Consider the following 15,597-nt stretch of genomic DNA (forward strand, 5'->3'; position numbering starts at 1 on the left):
GGCGGGAGTACCCTCGTCGACCGGCTGATCTTCAGCGCTTGCCCAGATCGACCTCGAAACGGCAGCCATTGGGCTCCATCGTGCTCAACGTGACGCTCCAGCCCTGGTTCTCGCAGATGCGTTGAACCAGTGAAAGACCCAACCCCAGCCCTTCGCCGCGTTTTTCGTTTCCGCGTACAAAAGGCTGGAACATCGCCTCGCGTTTTTCCTCGGGAATGCCTACGCCCGAATCCTCGACCACGAAACCGTTCTCGTTGAGCGTCAGGCGAATGAACCCCTGCTCGGTGTAGTGCAAGGCATTGCGCAGCAAGTTGCCCATCACCGCATTGAGCAGCGTCGCGTTATAACAGGTGTCGGGCGGATTGCCCGGCTCGAAAATCAGCTGCAAGCCCTTGGATTCGATGGGTTCTCGCCACAGGCAAAGCAAACTGTCGGCCACTTGCGAGAGGTTATGCTGGGGCGCCGCGCCTGCGTCTTCACGCTGGGCGCGAGCGAGCATCAGGAAGGTCTGCACCAGCTCACGCATCTCTTCACTGGCCCGCGCAATGCGCTGAACCTGGGCCTTGCCGCGCTGATCGATGCCCGGATTTTCCAGCAGCAGTTCACAGGAGCTGGCCAATACCATCAGCGGTGTACGCAATTCGTGGCTGACGTCGCTGGTGAACAGGCGCTCCCGCGTCAGCGCCTGACGCAGGCGCCCAAGCGTGGCATCGAACGCCACTGCCAGTTCGCCCACCTCGTCAGCCGCATAGTCCGGCGCCAGTGGAGGTGCCAGCCCGAGCAACTGGTCGCGATGGCGCACCTGGCGGGCAAGACGCACCACCGGGGCCATCACTTTGCGCGCCAGCACCCAGCCAAGGAACACCGCCAGCGCCAGACTGAGCACGAAGCCCACCAGCACCACGGCGAACAGCACGCGCTCGCGTTCTTCAAAATCGCTTTGATCCTGCAGCAGCACGTAGCGGCGACCGTCGACCACCTCGACCATCGCGTGGTACGACAGCTGCTCGCGAAAGACTTCATGGAACCCCGAATCCAGGTGTCGCAGGTCCTTGGGCAGCTCGAAGTCGCCCGGCCCGCCGCTGAAGTAGAACAGTTGATCCGGCTCCGGCCGATGGCTCCAGTCCGAGACGTTGTCCATCAGCAGCAGGCGTTGCAGATCCCCGCCCAACCCGGCGGAAATCAGTTTTTCCTCGACCAGGTGCACGGTCGCGACGATGCCCATGGCAAACGCCCCGGCCACCAGCGCACTCATCAGCGCAAAGGCGATGATGATCCGCTGGGCAAGGCTTTGCTTAAACTCCATCGCGGCCCTCGGCCAGGCGGTAACCCACGCCGTGCACGGTGTGCAGCAGTGGCTTGGCGAATGGTTTGTCGATCACCTGGCGCAATTGGTGGACATGGCTGCGCAGGCTGTCGCTGTCCGGACAGTCATCGCCCCACAGCGCTTCTTCGAGAATTTCCCGACGCAAAACATGCGGGCTCTTTTGCATCAGCACCGCCAGCAGTTTGAGGCCGACCGGATTGAGCTTGAGCAGTTTGCCTTCGCGGGTCACTTCTAGGGTATCGAGGTCGTAGCTCAGATCGCCGACCTGCAGGGCCCGACGACCGCCGCCCTGAGTGCGGCGCATCACCGCTTCGACCCGGGCCGCCAGTTCCGACAGCGCGAACGGCTTGACCAGGTAATCGTCGGCCCCGGACTTGAAGCCCTGCAAGCGGTCATCGAGCTGATCGCGAGCGGTGAGCATGATTACCGGCGTATCGCGACGGGCGTCTTCGCGCAGGCGCTTGCACAGGGTGTAGCCGTCGATGCCTGGCAGCATGATGTCGAGCACGATCAGGTCGTAATGCTCGGTGGCGGCCAGATGCAGGCCCGACAGACCGTCCTGGGCGCAATCGACGGTATAGCCTTTGAGCCCCAGGTAATCGGCCAGATTGGCCAGGATATCGCGGTTGTCTTCGACCAATAGAATTCGCATGGGCACCTCCTACGTACACAGTAGCGGCCGTCTTGGCCCGCGCAGCTTACGGCCAAGTGTGGCTCACGGCTAGGCACCGAGTGGGTTGATTTGACTTAATTGCACGGATCGCCGGACTTGACGAGTTTTTCACGAGCGACCGACAAATCGCCGACAGAACCGGGCGCAGACTCACACGGTTGTGCTTCTTTGAAGACCTTACCGATGAAGGAATTGCCATGGTTTCGATCTCTGCCCGCCCTGCTTCAAGGCCTTTGAATGTATGGCTTTGCCTGGGCATTCCCGCCGTCGCGGCGGTCATTCTGGTGTTGCTGGAGCTGACCGACCTGGACATGGATCTGGCCCGGCTGTTTTACGATCCGGTCGCGGGCGACTTCATCGGCCGCCACAGTTACTTTCTCGAAGACATCCTCCACGACCGCGCCAAACAAGTGGTGATCGCCTTTTCGGTGTTCTCCATCCTCGGGTTCATCGGTGCTTTTTTCATCGAACGGCTCAAACCATTCAAGCGTGAACTGGGTTGCCTGGTGTTGTCGCTGGGTCTGGCCACCTCGTTTGTCACGCCGGTGAAAGCCGTGACGGCGGTGCAATGCCCATGGAGCCTCGAACAGTTTGGCGGTCACGAAACCTACAGCAAACTGCTGGATCATCGCCCGCCGACCGACAAGCCCGGTCGTTGCTGGCCGGGTGGTCATGCGGCCACCGGTTTCACCTTGTTTGCGCTGTTCTTCGTGCTGCGTGACCGTCGCCCGCGGCTGGCCCGTCAGGCGTTCATCTTTGCCTTCGCGCTGGGTTCGGTGTTCTCGATCAGCCGGATGATGCAGGGCGCGCACTTCTTTTCCCACAACGTGTGGACGGCGATCTTTTGCTGGCTGATCTGTCTGGGTTCGTATTACTGGATTCTGTATCGCCCAGCAGTCAAGGCTGAAACAAACACGCAGGCCAGTCCGGTCAACGCCTGAAACCCTGAAACGCGGGCAATAAAAAACCCCGTCTGCTTTCGCAGACGGGGTTTTTCGTTACAGGGTGAGGCTGGCTTACATCATGCCGCCCATGCCACCCATGCCGCCCATGTCTGGCATACCGCCGCCAGCTGCACCTTCTTTCTTCGGTGCGTCAGCAACAGCAGCTTCGGTGGTCAGGATCAGACCGCCGATGGAGGCTGCAGCTTGCAGAGCCGAACGGGTGACCTTGGTTGGGTCCAGGATGCCCATTTCGATCATGTCGCCGTATTCGCCGGTAGCAGCGTTGTAGCCGAAGCTGCCTTCGCCGTTCTTGACCTTGTCGACAACCACGCTTGGCTCGTCGCCGGAGTTGGCAACGATCTGGCGCAGCGGCGCTTCAACAGCGCGGCGCAGTACAGCGATACCGACGTTCTGGTCAGCGTTGTCGCCTTTCAGTTCGGTCAGGGCTTCCAGAGCGCGGATCAGCGCAACGCCACCGCCAGGTACCACGCCTTCTTCAACGGCTGCGCGGGTTGCGTGCAGGGCGTCTTCAACGCGGGCTTTCTTCTCTTTCATTTCAACTTCGGAACCGGCGCCAACCTTGATCACTGCAACGCCGCCGGACAGCTTGGCCAGACGCTCTTGCAGTTTTTCACGGTCGTAGTCCGAGGAAGTCTCGGCAACCTGGGCACGGATCTGAGCGATACGGGCTTCGATGTCGCCTTGAACGCCAGCACCGTCAACGATGATGGTGTTTTCCTTGGACAGGGTCACGCGCTTGGCGCTACCCAGGTGTTCCAGGGTGGTGCTTTCCAGGCTCAGGCCGATCTCTTCGGAGATAACGGTACCGCCGGTCAGAACAGCGATGTCCTGCAGCATGGCCTTGCGACGGTCGCCGAAGCCTGGAGCCTTGACGGCTGCGACTTTAACGATGCCACGCATGTTGTTCACGACCAGAGTCGCCAGGGCTTCGCCTTCAACGTCTTCGGCAACGATCAGCAGTGGACGGCCGGCTTTGGCAACGGCTTCCAGCACTGGCAGCATTTCGCGGATGTTCGAGATCTTCTTGTCGACCAGCAGGATCAGCGCGCCTTCCAGCTCGGCAACCATGGTGTCCGGCTTGTTGACGAAGTACGGGGACAGGTAGCCACGGTCGAACTGCATGCCTTCTACAACCGACAGTTCGTTTTCCAGGCCCGAGCCTTCTTCAACGGTGATCACGCCTTCTTTACCGACTTTTTCCATGGCTTCGGCAATGATGTCGCCGATGGAGTTGTCGGAGTTGGCGGAGATGGTGCCTACCTGAGCGATAGCCTTGGTGTCGGCGCATGGCTTGGACAGGGCTTTCAGTTCTTTGACGATCGCGATGGTCGCTTTGTCGATACCGCGCTTCAGGTCCATCGGGTTCATGCCGGCAGCGACGGCTTTCAGGCCTTCGTTGACGATCGACTGAGCCAGAACGGTAGCGGTGGTAGTACCGTCACCAGCGTCATCGTTGGCACGGGAGGCAACGTCTTTGACCAGCTGCGCGCCCATGTTTTCGAAACGGTCTTCGAGTTCGATTTCCTTGGCGACGGAAACGCCGTCCTTGGTGATGGTCGGAGCGCCGAAGCTCTTCTCGAGAATCACGTTACGGCCTTTCGGGCCCAGGGTCGCTTTTACCGCGTCAGCCAGGACGTTTACGCCAACCAGCATTTTCTTGCGGGCGGAATCGCCGAATTTAACTTCTTTAGCAGCCATGATCGATATTCCTTAAATACTTTGTAGTAGCGGGAAAATGAACGGGGGTAATCAGCCTTCGATAACGGCGAGGATTTCGTTCTCGCTCATTACCAGCAGGTCTTCGCCGTCGACTTTCACAGTGTTGCTGCCGGAGTACGGACCGAACACAACCTTGTCGCCTACCTTCACGGACAGTGCGCGCACTTCACCGCTTTCCAGTGCCTTGCCCGGGCCTACAGCCAGAATCTCACCGTGGTTGGCTTTTTCAGCAGCCGAACCTGGCAGGACGATACCGCCAGCGGTTTTCTTTTCTTCTTCGCTGCGACGGATGACGACGCGGTCATGCAGAGGACGAAGCTTCATTGTCGATCTCTCCTAATTGTGGTTTTCATCGGCCGGTGTAGTCCCGGCGGGTTTAACGAATCCGGCCTGCGCCGGTTGCGGCTCGTCGAGCGAACCGCGGAAGTCTGTCCGACTCAAAATGTCGGAAACCTTTCGGTGACCGATACATAAGGGCGCATAAGCTTATTACAAGGGCGGGGGCTAAAAAATTTTCACGCACATTGCATGAATTCGCCCCACAAACGAACACGGCACCCGAAGGTGCCGTGTCGACGTAGAAGTTACTTGGTGTCTCGGTGTTCGAATTCGCCTTCGATCACATCACCTTCGCGGCCAAGAGGCTGGCGCGGTGCAGGGCCGCCGCGAGGTTGCAGGTCATCGGCGAACGCTCGCTGGCGCATGGCCTGTTCTTCGGCACGCTGGCGCATCTTGTTGGCGACCAGTCGACGACTGAACGGCAACAGCAGCACCAGACCGACCACGTCGCTGATGAAGCCCGGCAGGATCAACAGACCACCGGCCAGGGCCAGCATCAGGCCTTCCAGCATGGTTTGCGCAGGCAGTTCGCCGCGGTTCAGGCTTTCACGGGCACGCAGTGCGGTGGCCAGACCGGCGACGCGCAGCACAAACACGCCGAACATCGAGCCGAGAATGATCAGCAGCAGGGCCGGGAAAAATCCGATCGATCCTGCCACTTTGACGAATACGAACAGCTCCAACACCGGGAACAGCAGAAAGAGCAACAAAAAAGGGCGCATCAAAGTTTCCTCAACGCAAGAAATGCCTTGCAGTAAGCCTTAGATGACGTCGCCCTTTCGTGAATTCAAGCGTCGGCCACCGCATTTTTTGGCCAGACCTCGGCGTGAGCCAGAGAAACCAAGGCCTCGCGCACTTGTATCGGCGTATGACAAGGCGCTTGAAACGGCAGCCAGTACAGCGCCTGACCGATGCGCAGGTGCATGCCTTCGGTGTCGATCCCGGCCAGTTGCGCCGGTACGGTTTTCGGCAGACCGGCGAGGTCGACGTAATGGGCGATGGCCTTGGCGTGGTCGCTGTTCATGTGCTCGACCATGCTGATTTCGGCCTTGCCGGCGAACGGGTTGGCCAGGGTCAGGTGATCGACCCAGTGGATCGCGCCAAAACCGCCGATGTAGCGATGGCGCACCGGATTGAGCACCCAGAAATCGAAATCGTGGGCCTTGTGGTAATTCTGCGAATCGGGGAAATAGCGGTAGTAACGCTCGGCGGCAGCTTCGATGGCGGCAGCGTCTTCGAGTTTTTCCGCCTCGGCCAGATAGGTCAGGCGACCAACGGCTTGCACATCGTCAGCCTCGCGCTCGCCCACCAGCAGCGAACATTTCGGATCTTTCTGCAGGTTATGGGTGTGCTGGGCGATGCGGCTGATCAGGATCAGCGGCCGGCCCTGGTCGTCCAGGCAGTAGGGAACCACAGAGCCGAATGGAAAACCGGGCATTGATTTGGAGTGGGTCGACAGCACGCCACGGTATTCCTTGAGAAGCAATTCTCGGGCATTCTTAGCCGCTTCAACGCTCAATTTATGACTCCTTAAATAGAATCCGTCGACAAAACGGACAGGCGCATGGGTTTTGTCCCACTCGCCATCGGGCAGTTCTCATGTGCAACAGGCTGCTGGCCGGTGCAGATCGAGAGGCTACCTGTAAGGACCACTCTGACCTGCTCTCGGGGGCATGCGAATGCAACTCAACGACAAAGTAATCATTATCACTGGCGGTTGCCAAGGCTTGGGCCGCTCGATGGCCGAGTATTTCGCAGGCCTGGGCGCGAAGCTGGCGCTGGTCGACCTGAACCAGGAAAAACTCGACGACGCGGTCGCGGCCTGCAAGGCCAAGGGTGTCGAGGCGCGCAGCTACCTGTGCAACGTCGCCAACGAAGAGCAGGTGACGCACATGGTTGCCCAGGTCGCCGAAGACTTTGGCGCGATCCACGGCCTGATCAACAACGCCGGGATCCTGCGCGACGGCCTGCTGCTCAAGGTCAAGGACGGCGAGATGACCAAGATGAGCCTGGCCCAATGGCAGGCGGTGATCGACGTCAACCTGACCGGCGTATTCCTCTGCACCCGTGAAGTGGCGGCGAAAATGGTCGAGCTGAAAAACAGCGGCGCGATCATCAACATCTCGTCGATCTCCCGCGCGGGCAACGTCGGCCAGACCAACTACTCCGCCGCCAAGGCCGGTGTGGCGGCAGCGACCGTGACCTGGGCCAAGGAACTGGCGCGCTACGGCATTCGCGTGGCGGGCATCGCACCGGGCTTCATCGAAACCGAAATGACCTTGGGCATGAAGCCGGAAGCGCTGGAAAAAATGACCTCGGGCATTCCGCTCAAGCGCATGGGCAAGCCGGAAGAGATCGCCCACTCGGCGGCGTACATCTTCGAGAACGACTACTACACCGGCCGGATTCTGGAGATGGATGGCGGGTTGCGCATCTGACCTCTGTCGCGTAATGAAAAACGCCCCGGTGCACAGGCACCGGGGCGTTTTTGTTTAAACCACAGGCATCAATCGTCGCTGATGGTGATGTTCGGCATCGCCGGCGAAGCCGCTTCCTGCAACACGATCCGCGCGCCGACGTGGCGGGCCAGCTCCTGGTAAACCATGGCGATCTGGCTGTCCGGCTCGGAAATCACCGTTGGCTTGCCGCCATCGGCCTGTTCGCGGATCAGCATCGACAGCGGCAACGAAGCCAGCAGCTCGACGCCGAACTGGGTCGCCAGCTTCTCGCCACCGCCCTCACCGAACAGATGCTCGGCGTGTCCGCAGTTCGAGCAGATGTGCACGGCCATGTTTTCCACCACGCCCAGCACCGGAATGTTGACCTTGCGGAACATCTCCACGCCTTTACGCGCGTCCAGCAGCGCCAGATCCTGCGGTGTCGTGACAATCACAGCACCGGCCACCGGGACTTTCTGCGCCAGGGTCAGCTGGATGTCGCCGGTGCCTGGCGGCATGTCGATCACCAGATAATCCAGGTCGCCCCAAGCGGTTTGCGTGACCAGCTGCAGCAGCGCGCCGGAGACCATCGGCCCGCGCCAGACCATCGGCGTGTTGTCGTCGGTCAGGAACGCCATCGACATCACTTCCACGCCATGGGCCTGCAACGGCACGAACCACTTCTGATCCTTGATCTGCGGTCGGGTGCCCTCGGGAATGCCGAACATGATGCCCTGACTCGGGCCGTAGATATCGGCGTCGAGAATCCCGACCTTCGCACCTTCGCGAGCCAGCGCCAGCGCCAGGTTGGCGGCGGTGGTGGATTTGCCCACACCGCCCTTGCCCGATGCCACGGCGACCACGTTCTTGACGTTGGCCAGCCCTGGGATCTGTGCCTGGGCCTTGTGCGCGGCGATCACGCTGTTGACTTCAACCTTGGCCGACACCACGCCGTCGAGGTTTTCGATGGCCAGTTGCAGCAATTGCGCCCAGCCGCTCTTGAACAGACCGGCGGCATAACCGATTTCCAGTTGCACGCTGACGCGATCGCCGGTGATTTCGATGTTGCGCACGCAACCGGCGCTGACCGGATCCTGATTCAGGTAAGGGTCGGTGTATTGGCTGAGGACGGCTTCCACCGCTGCGCGAGTGACGGCACTCATGGGCAACTCCGATAACAAGACTGGGAAAAGATGGCGGGTATCCTACCCCTTCTGTCCTCCGGACGGCATGCCCGGCAACGATTTGCAGAGGTGAAATATCTTTCCCGGCGCTTTATAGTGGCCGACCTCCGTTTCATCAAGTAGCGAAGCCCCACATGTCCGAACCACGCAAGATTCTCGTCACCAGCGCCCTGCCCTACGCCAACGGTTCGATCCACCTTGGCCATATGCTGGAATACATCCAGACCGATATGTGGGTGCGCTTCCAGAAGCATCGCGGCAATCAGTGCATTTATGTCTGCGCCGACGACGCCCACGGTTCGGCGATCATGCTGCGCGCGGAAAAGGAAGGCATCACCCCGGAACAACTGATCGCCAACGTCCAGGCCGAACACAGCGCCGACTTTGCCGAGTTCCTGGTGGACTTCGACAACTTCCACTCCACTCACGCCGAAGAAAACCGTGAGCTGTCGAGCCAGATCTACCTGAAGCTGCGTGACGCCGGGCACATCGCCCAACGTTCGATCACCCAGTATTTCGACCCGGAAAAGAAAATGTTCCTGGCCGACCGCTTCATCAAGGGCACCTGTCCGAAATGCGGCACCGAAGACCAGTACGGCGACAACTGCGAAAAATGCGGTGCAACCTACGCGCCGACCGACCTGAAGGATCCGAAGTCGGCAATCTCCGGCGCCACCCCGGTGCTCAAGGATTCCCAGCACTTCTTCTTCAAGCTGCCGGACTTCCAGGAAATGCTGCAGGCCTGGACCCGCAGCGGCACCCTGCAAGACGCCGTGGCCAACAAGATCGCCGAATGGCTGGACGCCGGCCTGCAACAGTGGGACATCTCCCGCGATGCGCCGTACTTCGGCTTCGAGATCCCGGGCGAGCCAGGCAAGTACTTCTACGTGTGGCTGGACGCGCCGATCGGCTACATGGCCAGCTTCAAGAACCTCTGCAACCGCACGCCGGAGCTGGACTTCGACGCGTTCTGGGGCAAGGACTCCACCGCCGAGCTGTATCACTTCATCGGCAAGGACATCGTCAACTTCCACGCCCTGTTCTGGCCGGCGATGCTCGAAGGCGCGGGTTTCCGCAAGCCGACCGGGATCAACGTGCACGGCTACCTGACGGTCAACGGTCAGAAGATGTCCAAGTCCCGCGGCACCTTCATCAAGGCCCGTACCTACCTGGATCACCTGTCACCGGAATACCTGCGCTACTACTACGCGGCCAAACTGGGCCGTGGCGTGGACGACCTCGACCTGAACCTCGAAGACTTCGTGCAGAAGGTCAACTCCGACCTGGTCGGCAAAGTGGTCAACATCGCCAGCCGTTGCGCCGGTTTCATCCAGAAGGGCAACGCCGGTCTGCTGGTGGACACCAACGCCGCGCCGGAACTGACCGAAGCGTTCCTGGCTGCTGCGCCGAGCATCGCCGACGCCTATGAGGCCCGCGACTTCGCCCGTGCCATGCGCGAAACCATGGCGTTGGCCGACCGCGCCAATGCCTGGATCGCCGACAAGGCGCCATGGTCGCTGAACAAGCAGGAAGGCAAGCAGGATGAAGTCCAGGCGGTCTGCGCCACGGCGATCAACCTGTTCCGCCAGCTGGTGATCTTCCTCAAACCGGTGTTGCCAGTGCTGGCCGCCGATGCCGAGGCGTTCCTCAACGTCGCCCCGCTGACCTGGAACGACCACACCACCCTGCTGGCCAACCACCAGTTGAACGAATTCAAACCGTTGATGACCCGCATCGACCCGGTAAAAGTGCAAGCCATGACCGACGCCTCGAAAGAAGACCTGACCGCCAGCCAGACCGACACCGGCGCCGCCGCGCCTGTCGGCAACGGCGAACTGGCCAAGGATCCGCTGTCGCCGGAAATCGACTTCGACACCTTTGCCGCCGTCGACCTGCGTGTGGCGCTGATCGTCAAGGCCGAACACGTCGAAGGCGCGGACAAGCTGCTGCGTCTGACCCTCGACATCGGTGACGAGCAACGCAACGTGTTCTCGGGGATCAAGAGCGCCTACCCGGATCCGTCCAAGCTCGACGGTCGCCTGACCGTGATGATCGCCAACCTCAAGCCACGGAAAATGAAGTTCGGCATCTCCGAAGGCATGGTGATGGCGGCTGGCCCTGGCGGTGAAGAAATCTACCTGCTGAGCCCGGATAGCGGCGCCAAGCCGGGTCAGCGCATCAAGTAAGGTTCTGCCCTGACAGATCCCACAGGCGTGCTCCGTGCGCCTGTGGGATTTTTCATATCTGGCCCGCCCTCCACGGCTGCCGGATAATGCCTAACCTTAAGTGACACCCCCCGTTGCCACCGGCAGAACCATGACCGAACTCGTGCTTACGCTCTTCAGTGCTGCGCTGATCAACAACTTTGTGTTGCACTGGCCGCTGGGCGTCGATCCGTCGCTGGCCGGCGAGCGCCGTCAGGTACATGCGCTGGGGCTGGCAACGTTGTGCCTGATGCTGATTGTCGGCGTGGCGGGTTATGCGATCTGGCATTGGCTACTGGTGCCGTTGCAACTGGAATTCCTGCGGCTGTTTGTATTCCTGCCGCTGAGCGTCCTGCTGATCACGCCGTTGCTGAAGTTGCTGACGCGTTGGCGACCCGATATGCCGTTCGACGGTTTGTGGCCGCTGCTGCTGGGCAATGCCGGTGTGCTGGGGCTGACGCTGATCAACGCGCAAGCGGACAAAGGCCTGTTTCATGCGACAGCGCTGAGCCTTGGCGCCGGTCTGGGTTTCTGGCTGGTGTTGAGCCTGTTCAGCGATTTGCGTGAGCGCACGGCCGACAACGATATTCCCCTGCCCTTTCGTGGCCTGCCGATCCTGTTGATCGGCGCCGGACTGATGGCCGTGGCTTTTCTCGGATTCAGTGGACTGATCAAAACATGAGTCTGATTCAACGCATCGATGCCCTGCTGCCGCAGACCCAATGCGGCAAGTGCGGCCATCCCGGATGCAAACCCTACGCTGAAGGCATTGCCGAAGGCGAGCCGATCAACAAGTGCCCGCCGGGTGGCGACGAAACCATCGCGGCGCTGGCCGAACTGTTGAAAATCCCGGTGCTGGAGCTGGACATCAGTCGTGGTTCGGCGCCGCCGCAAGTGGCCTACATCCGCGAAGCCGAATGCATCGGCTGCACCAAGTGCATTCAGGCCTGCCCGATCGACGCCATTGTCGGCGCGGCGAAGCTGATGCACACCGTCATCATCGACGAATGCACCGGTTGCGATCTGTGCGTGGCGCCCTGCCCGGTCGATTGCATCGAGATGCACCCGCTGCCTTTGGGCACACTGCCGGTGGTAGGCGGTCTGGCCGCCAGCCTTGAAGAACAACAGGCCCGCGCGGCCAAACGCGATCACGCCCGACAACGCTTTGAACGGCGCAATGCTCGCCTGCAACGCGAAGAACAGCAGAAGCAGGCCGAGCGCGAGGCCCGGGCACAGCGCGCGGCACAGGTCGAAGTCGCCGCCACCACGCTCGATCCGGTGCAGGCGGCGCTGGAACGGGTGCGCGCGCAAAAGGCCGCGACCGCCGATGCCGCGCTGAAAAAAGCCAAGATCGACGTGGCCATGAGCCGGGCGCAATTGAACAAGTCGCTCAAGGCGTTCGGTCATCCGCCGACCTTCGATCAGCAATCGCAACTCATCCTCCTGCAACAGCAGTTCGAGGCGGCCGAACAGGCACTGGCGAAGCTGGAAAACAGCGCGGCACCTGCGCCAGTCGTGGCCGCTCCGGCGAAGGACGCCGATCTGAAACGGGCGAAGATCCAGTTGGCGATGCGCCGCGCCGAGCTGAAAAAGGCGCAAACCGCAGAGGCTCCGCCAGCCGAGATCGCCGCGCTGGAGCAAGCGCTGCGTGACGCCGAACAGGCGTTGCACAACGCCGAAGCGGCAAGCGATCAACCGGCGCCCGAGCTTGTGCGTGTCGAGAAACGTCCGATCGACGACCACCTTCGTAAACTGAAAACCGAATTGGCCTACGCTCGCGCCGACCTGAACAAACTGCAACGGCGCGACGGCACGCCCGCCGATATCCTCGAAAAGGCCCGCGCCCGCCTGCAAGAAGCAGAGCAGCAGGTAAAAGCCCATGTCATCCATTGAAACCGGAGACGAGCGCCTGCAACAGGCAATGAAGCTGGTTTTACTGGCGACATTGCCGGGATGGCTGGCGTTGTTCTGGTTTTACGGTTGGGGCGTGCTGATCAACCTGATCCTGTCCGTTGTCACGGCCTTGGGCGTTGAAGCTGCCGTGACTCATCTGCGTCGGCAACCTCTGCAGGCCACCTTGACCGATGGCAGCGCAGTGGTCAGCGCCACGCTGCTGGCGATCGCGCTGCCGCCCTATTGCCCGTGGTGGCTGACGGTCACGGCGATCGCCTCGGGCCTGCTGCTGGGCAAACATCTGTACGGTGGTGTGGGCCGAAACCCGTTCAATCCGGCCATGCTCGGCTTCGCGCTGGCCATGGTGATGTTTCCTCAGCCGATGACCCACTGGCCGGGCCATGGCATGGATCTGGCGGCGGCTTTTGGCCAGGTGTTCAATCTGGGCGCGCAACCGGATGCCTGGGTTCAGGCCACCACGCTGGACAGTCTGCGCATCAATAAAAGCCTGACCATGGACGAACTGTTTGCCGGCAATCCGGCATTCGGGCGCTTTGGCGGGCACGGCGTTGAATGGGTGAACCTGGCGTTCCTCGCCGGTGGGTTGTTCCTGTTGCAGCGTCGAGTGTTTGGCTGGCATGCGCCGGTCGGCATGCTCGCCAGCCTGTTCGTGATCAGCCTGCTGTGCTGGAACGGTTCGGGATCCGACTCCCACGGCTCGCCACTGTTTCACCTGCTGAGCGGCGCGACGATGCTGGGGGCATTTTTCATCGTCACTGAACCGGTATCGGGGGCAAAAAGTCCGCTCGCCCGCCTGCTGTTCGGCGTCGGCGTGGGCTTGCTGACTTACGTGATTCGCACGTGGGGTGGTTACCCGGATGGCGTGGCGTTCGCGGTGCTGTTGATGAACCTGTGCGTGCCGGCGCTGGAGCGCTTCGCGATGGCCCGTCAGGCGCAGGTGGCGCCATGAACCGGACGAACAGCCTGATCACACTGGCGTTGATTACTGCGTTGGGCATCGGCGTGACGTGGTTGGTGCAACGCAGCAACGCACCTCAGATCGCCGCCGAACAGCGTCTGCTTGAAAGTCGCAAGCTGTTGGACGTGCTGCCGGTCGACGCTTACGACAATCAGCCGCTTGAACAACCTCTGGCGCTGACCGACATCAACCTGAGCCACAGTCTGTTGCTGGGCGGTTATCGGGCGAGCAAAGGCGGCCAACCCGTGGCAGTCCTGTTGCGCAGCCAGGCCCAAGGTTATGCCGGCAATATCGAGTTGCTGATTGCCATCGACGCTAACGGCCGATTGCTCGGTGTAAAAACCCTCGAGCAAAACGAAACACCTTCGCTGGGTGGACATATCGGCGACTGGCCAAATAGCTGGCTTCAGACCTTTAGCGGAAAATCGAGCAACCAACCGACGGACGCCGGATGGGCCTTGAAGAAGGATCAGGGGCAATTCGACCAGATCGCGGGCGCAACCATTACCTCTCGCGCGGCCATCAATGCCATCCACGATGCCCTGCGTTACTTTGATGAACACCGGACGACCCTGCTCGGGAGCACGCCATGAATACGTCAGCGACTCTGGCGAACTCAATGATGCTGGTGTTGTTGATCGGTGCCACCGACTCTGTGGCGGGCGCGCTGGCGACTCTGTTGATATTTGCGGTTGTCGTGGGCATTTACGGTTTGTGCATGGCACCGCTGCGCTCGCGCCTGAGCAACGAGAGCCTGTTGCCGGTCAGCCTGGTACTGGCCGCGACCCTGGCCGGCAGCGCCGATATTGTTCTGCAACGCGGTGCGCTGCAGTGGCATCAACTGATCAGTCTTTATGCCGGGCTGATCGGCTTGCAGTGCGTCGTGCTGGAGCACAATGGATTTTTTCGCCGGTCTGTCCGTAATCGACTGAAACTGTGCGGCCTGTTTGCCGCACTGATGATTGTGCTCGCGGTGTTGCGTGAGCTGATCGGTCAGGGCAGCATCGGCCATCATTTGTCGGAACACTGGCAAGGTTTGATTCTGTTCGGCGACGGCCTGCATTTCGCGACGCTGGCGCCCGGCGCCTTCATATTGCTTGGACTGTTACTGGCCGCCCGTCAGGCCTGGGCTCGCCCCTCCGACCTACCCGAGGAAACGCATCACCCATGAATGCCGCAAAACGTCTGGAGATCTTCCGCAGGCTTCACGAGGACAACCCCGAACCCAAGACCGAACTGGCCTACTCGTCGCCTTTCGAACTGTTGATCGCGGTGATTCTGTCCGCGCAATCAACGGACGTCGGGGTAAACAAGGCGACGGCCAAGCTGTTCCCGGTGGCGAACACGCCGGCAGCCATTCACGCCTTGGGCGTCGAAGGGTTGTCCGAGTACATCAAGACTATCGGCCTCTACAACAGCAAGGCCAAAAACGTGATCGAGACCTGCCGCCTGCTGGTCGAGTTGCACAATGGCGAAGTCCCGCAGACGCGCGAAGAACTGGAAGCCTTGCCCGGCGTTGGCCGCAAGACCGCCAACGTGGTGCTAAACACCGCGTTCCGCCAGTTGACCATGGCGGTGGACACCCACATTTTCCGGGTCAGCAACCGCACCGGGATTGCACCGGGTAAAAATGTGGTCGAGGTGGAAAAGAAGCTGATGAAATTTGTGCCAAAGGAATACCTGCTCGACTCCCACCACTGGCTCATTCTTCACGGACGCTACGTGTGTCTGGCGCGCAAACCCCGTTGCGGCAGCTGTCGGATCGAAGATCTGTGCGATTACAAGCACAAAACTTCCGACGATTGAGCGGCTATGGGTTTTATTGATTTATCGATTGAAAAAATCTTTTTTACCATCTGCTGGAATATCGATATAA

General features: G+C 60.7%; 16 protein-coding genes. 9 read left to right on the top strand and 7 right to left on the bottom strand.

The features are described 5' to 3' along the window. Positions 1-31: 31 nt before the first annotated feature. Together CAF74_RS02985 and colR are read right to left on the bottom strand one after the other, a co-directional pair. Positions 32-1,306 (bottom strand): HAMP domain-containing sensor histidine kinase, encoded by a 1,275-nt coding sequence (locus tag CAF74_RS02985; RefSeq protein WP_085745264.1) that lies wholly within the window; start codon positions 1,304-1,306, stop codon positions 32-34. Next, complete coding sequence (colR, locus tag CAF74_RS02990; RefSeq protein WP_007953224.1) at positions 1,296-1,979, bottom strand: two-component system response regulator ColR; 684 nt, start codon at positions 1,977-1,979, stop codon at positions 1,296-1,298. The genes CAF74_RS02985 and colR overlap by 11 nt, the downstream gene beginning before the upstream one ends. A gap of 218 nt (positions 1,980-2,197) precedes the next feature. Between colR and CAF74_RS02995 the strand changes: the two genes are divergently transcribed. Then, positions 2,198-2,941, top strand: coding sequence for a phosphatase PAP2 family protein (locus tag CAF74_RS02995; RefSeq protein ID WP_085745265.1), 744 nt, complete (start codon positions 2,198-2,200; stop codon positions 2,939-2,941). Between the two features lie 75 nt (positions 2,942-3,016). On the opposite strand, the gene groL is transcribed toward CAF74_RS02995, so the two are convergent. The 4 genes from groL to CAF74_RS03015 all read right to left on the bottom strand — a co-directional run bounded on the left by groL (position 3,017) and on the right by CAF74_RS03015 (position 6,542). Next, positions 3,017-4,663 (bottom strand): chaperonin GroEL, encoded by a 1,647-nt coding sequence (gene groL / locus CAF74_RS03000; RefSeq protein WP_007953220.1) that lies wholly within the window; start codon positions 4,661-4,663, stop codon positions 3,017-3,019. Positions 4,664-4,714: 51 nt separating this feature from the next. Next, positions 4,715-5,008 (bottom strand): co-chaperone GroES, encoded by a 294-nt coding sequence (locus tag CAF74_RS03005; RefSeq protein WP_011335724.1) that lies wholly within the window; start codon positions 5,006-5,008, stop codon positions 4,715-4,717. A gap of 260 nt (positions 5,009-5,268) precedes the next feature. Then, on the bottom strand, positions 5,269-5,745 hold the full coding sequence (locus CAF74_RS03010) for an FxsA family protein (RefSeq protein ID WP_007953217.1): 477 nt from the start codon (positions 5,743-5,745) through the stop codon (positions 5,269-5,271). A 65-nt stretch (positions 5,746-5,810) separates the two neighbouring features. Further along, on the bottom strand, positions 5,811-6,542 hold the full coding sequence (locus tag CAF74_RS03015) for a HugZ family protein (RefSeq protein WP_085745266.1): 732 nt from the start codon (positions 6,540-6,542) through the stop codon (positions 5,811-5,813). 160 nt (positions 6,543-6,702) lie between these two features. Here CAF74_RS03015 and CAF74_RS03020 point away from each other — a divergent pair, with 160 nt between their 5' ends. Next, the gene (locus CAF74_RS03020) at positions 6,703-7,461 is read left to right on the top strand and encodes an SDR family oxidoreductase (protein WP_085709540.1); all 759 of its coding nucleotides are present in this window, start codon (positions 6,703-6,705) and stop codon (positions 7,459-7,461) included. A gap of 68 nt (positions 7,462-7,529) precedes the next feature. Here CAF74_RS03020 and apbC read toward each other — a convergent pair whose 3' ends face one another. Further along, on the bottom strand, positions 7,530-8,624 hold the full coding sequence (apbC, locus tag CAF74_RS03025) for an iron-sulfur cluster carrier protein ApbC (RefSeq protein ID WP_085745267.1): 1,095 nt from the start codon (positions 8,622-8,624) through the stop codon (positions 7,530-7,532). 155 nt (positions 8,625-8,779) lie between these two features. Between apbC and metG the strand changes: the two genes are divergently transcribed. The 7 genes from metG to nth all read left to right on the top strand — a co-directional run bounded on the left by metG (position 8,780) and on the right by nth (position 15,527). Next, the gene (metG, locus tag CAF74_RS03030) at positions 8,780-10,831 is read left to right on the top strand and encodes a methionine--tRNA ligase (protein ID WP_085745268.1); all 2,052 of its coding nucleotides are present in this window, start codon (positions 8,780-8,782) and stop codon (positions 10,829-10,831) included. 130 nt (positions 10,832-10,961) lie between these two features. Continuing rightward, the gene (locus CAF74_RS03035) at positions 10,962-11,531 is read left to right on the top strand and encodes an electron transport complex protein RnfA (protein WP_085745269.1); all 570 of its coding nucleotides are present in this window, start codon (positions 10,962-10,964) and stop codon (positions 11,529-11,531) included. Continuing rightward, positions 11,528-12,742: an electron transport complex subunit RsxB gene (gene rsxB, locus CAF74_RS03040; protein ID WP_085745270.1), complete on the top strand. Its 1,215-nt coding sequence runs from the start codon at positions 11,528-11,530 to the stop codon at positions 12,740-12,742. The genes CAF74_RS03035 and rsxB overlap by 4 nt, the downstream gene beginning before the upstream one ends. Next, positions 12,729-13,712, top strand: a complete 984-nt coding sequence (locus CAF74_RS03045; RefSeq protein ID WP_085745271.1) for an RnfABCDGE type electron transport complex subunit D — start codon at positions 12,729-12,731, stop codon at positions 13,710-13,712. The genes rsxB and CAF74_RS03045 overlap by 14 nt, the downstream gene beginning before the upstream one ends. Continuing rightward, on the top strand, positions 13,709-14,314 hold the full coding sequence (locus tag CAF74_RS03050; protein ID WP_085745272.1) for an RnfABCDGE type electron transport complex subunit G: 606 nt from the start codon (positions 13,709-13,711) through the stop codon (positions 14,312-14,314). The genes CAF74_RS03045 and CAF74_RS03050 overlap by 4 nt, the downstream gene beginning before the upstream one ends. Further along, positions 14,311-14,892: an Rnf-Nqr domain containing protein gene (locus CAF74_RS03055; protein ID WP_085745273.1), complete on the top strand. Its 582-nt coding sequence runs from the start codon at positions 14,311-14,313 to the stop codon at positions 14,890-14,892. Before CAF74_RS03050 ends, CAF74_RS03055 begins: the two co-directional genes overlap by 4 nt. After that, on the top strand, positions 14,889-15,527 hold the full coding sequence (gene nth, locus CAF74_RS03060; RefSeq protein ID WP_007953205.1) for an endonuclease III: 639 nt from the start codon (positions 14,889-14,891) through the stop codon (positions 15,525-15,527). The genes CAF74_RS03055 and nth overlap by 4 nt, the downstream gene beginning before the upstream one ends. The last annotated feature ends 70 nt before the right edge of the window (positions 15,528-15,597 follow it).

This window comes from Pseudomonas sp. R45(2017), from assembly GCF_002112305.1.
Lineage (GTDB): Bacteria > Pseudomonadota > Gammaproteobacteria > Pseudomonadales > Pseudomonadaceae > Aquipseudomonas > Aquipseudomonas paraglycinae.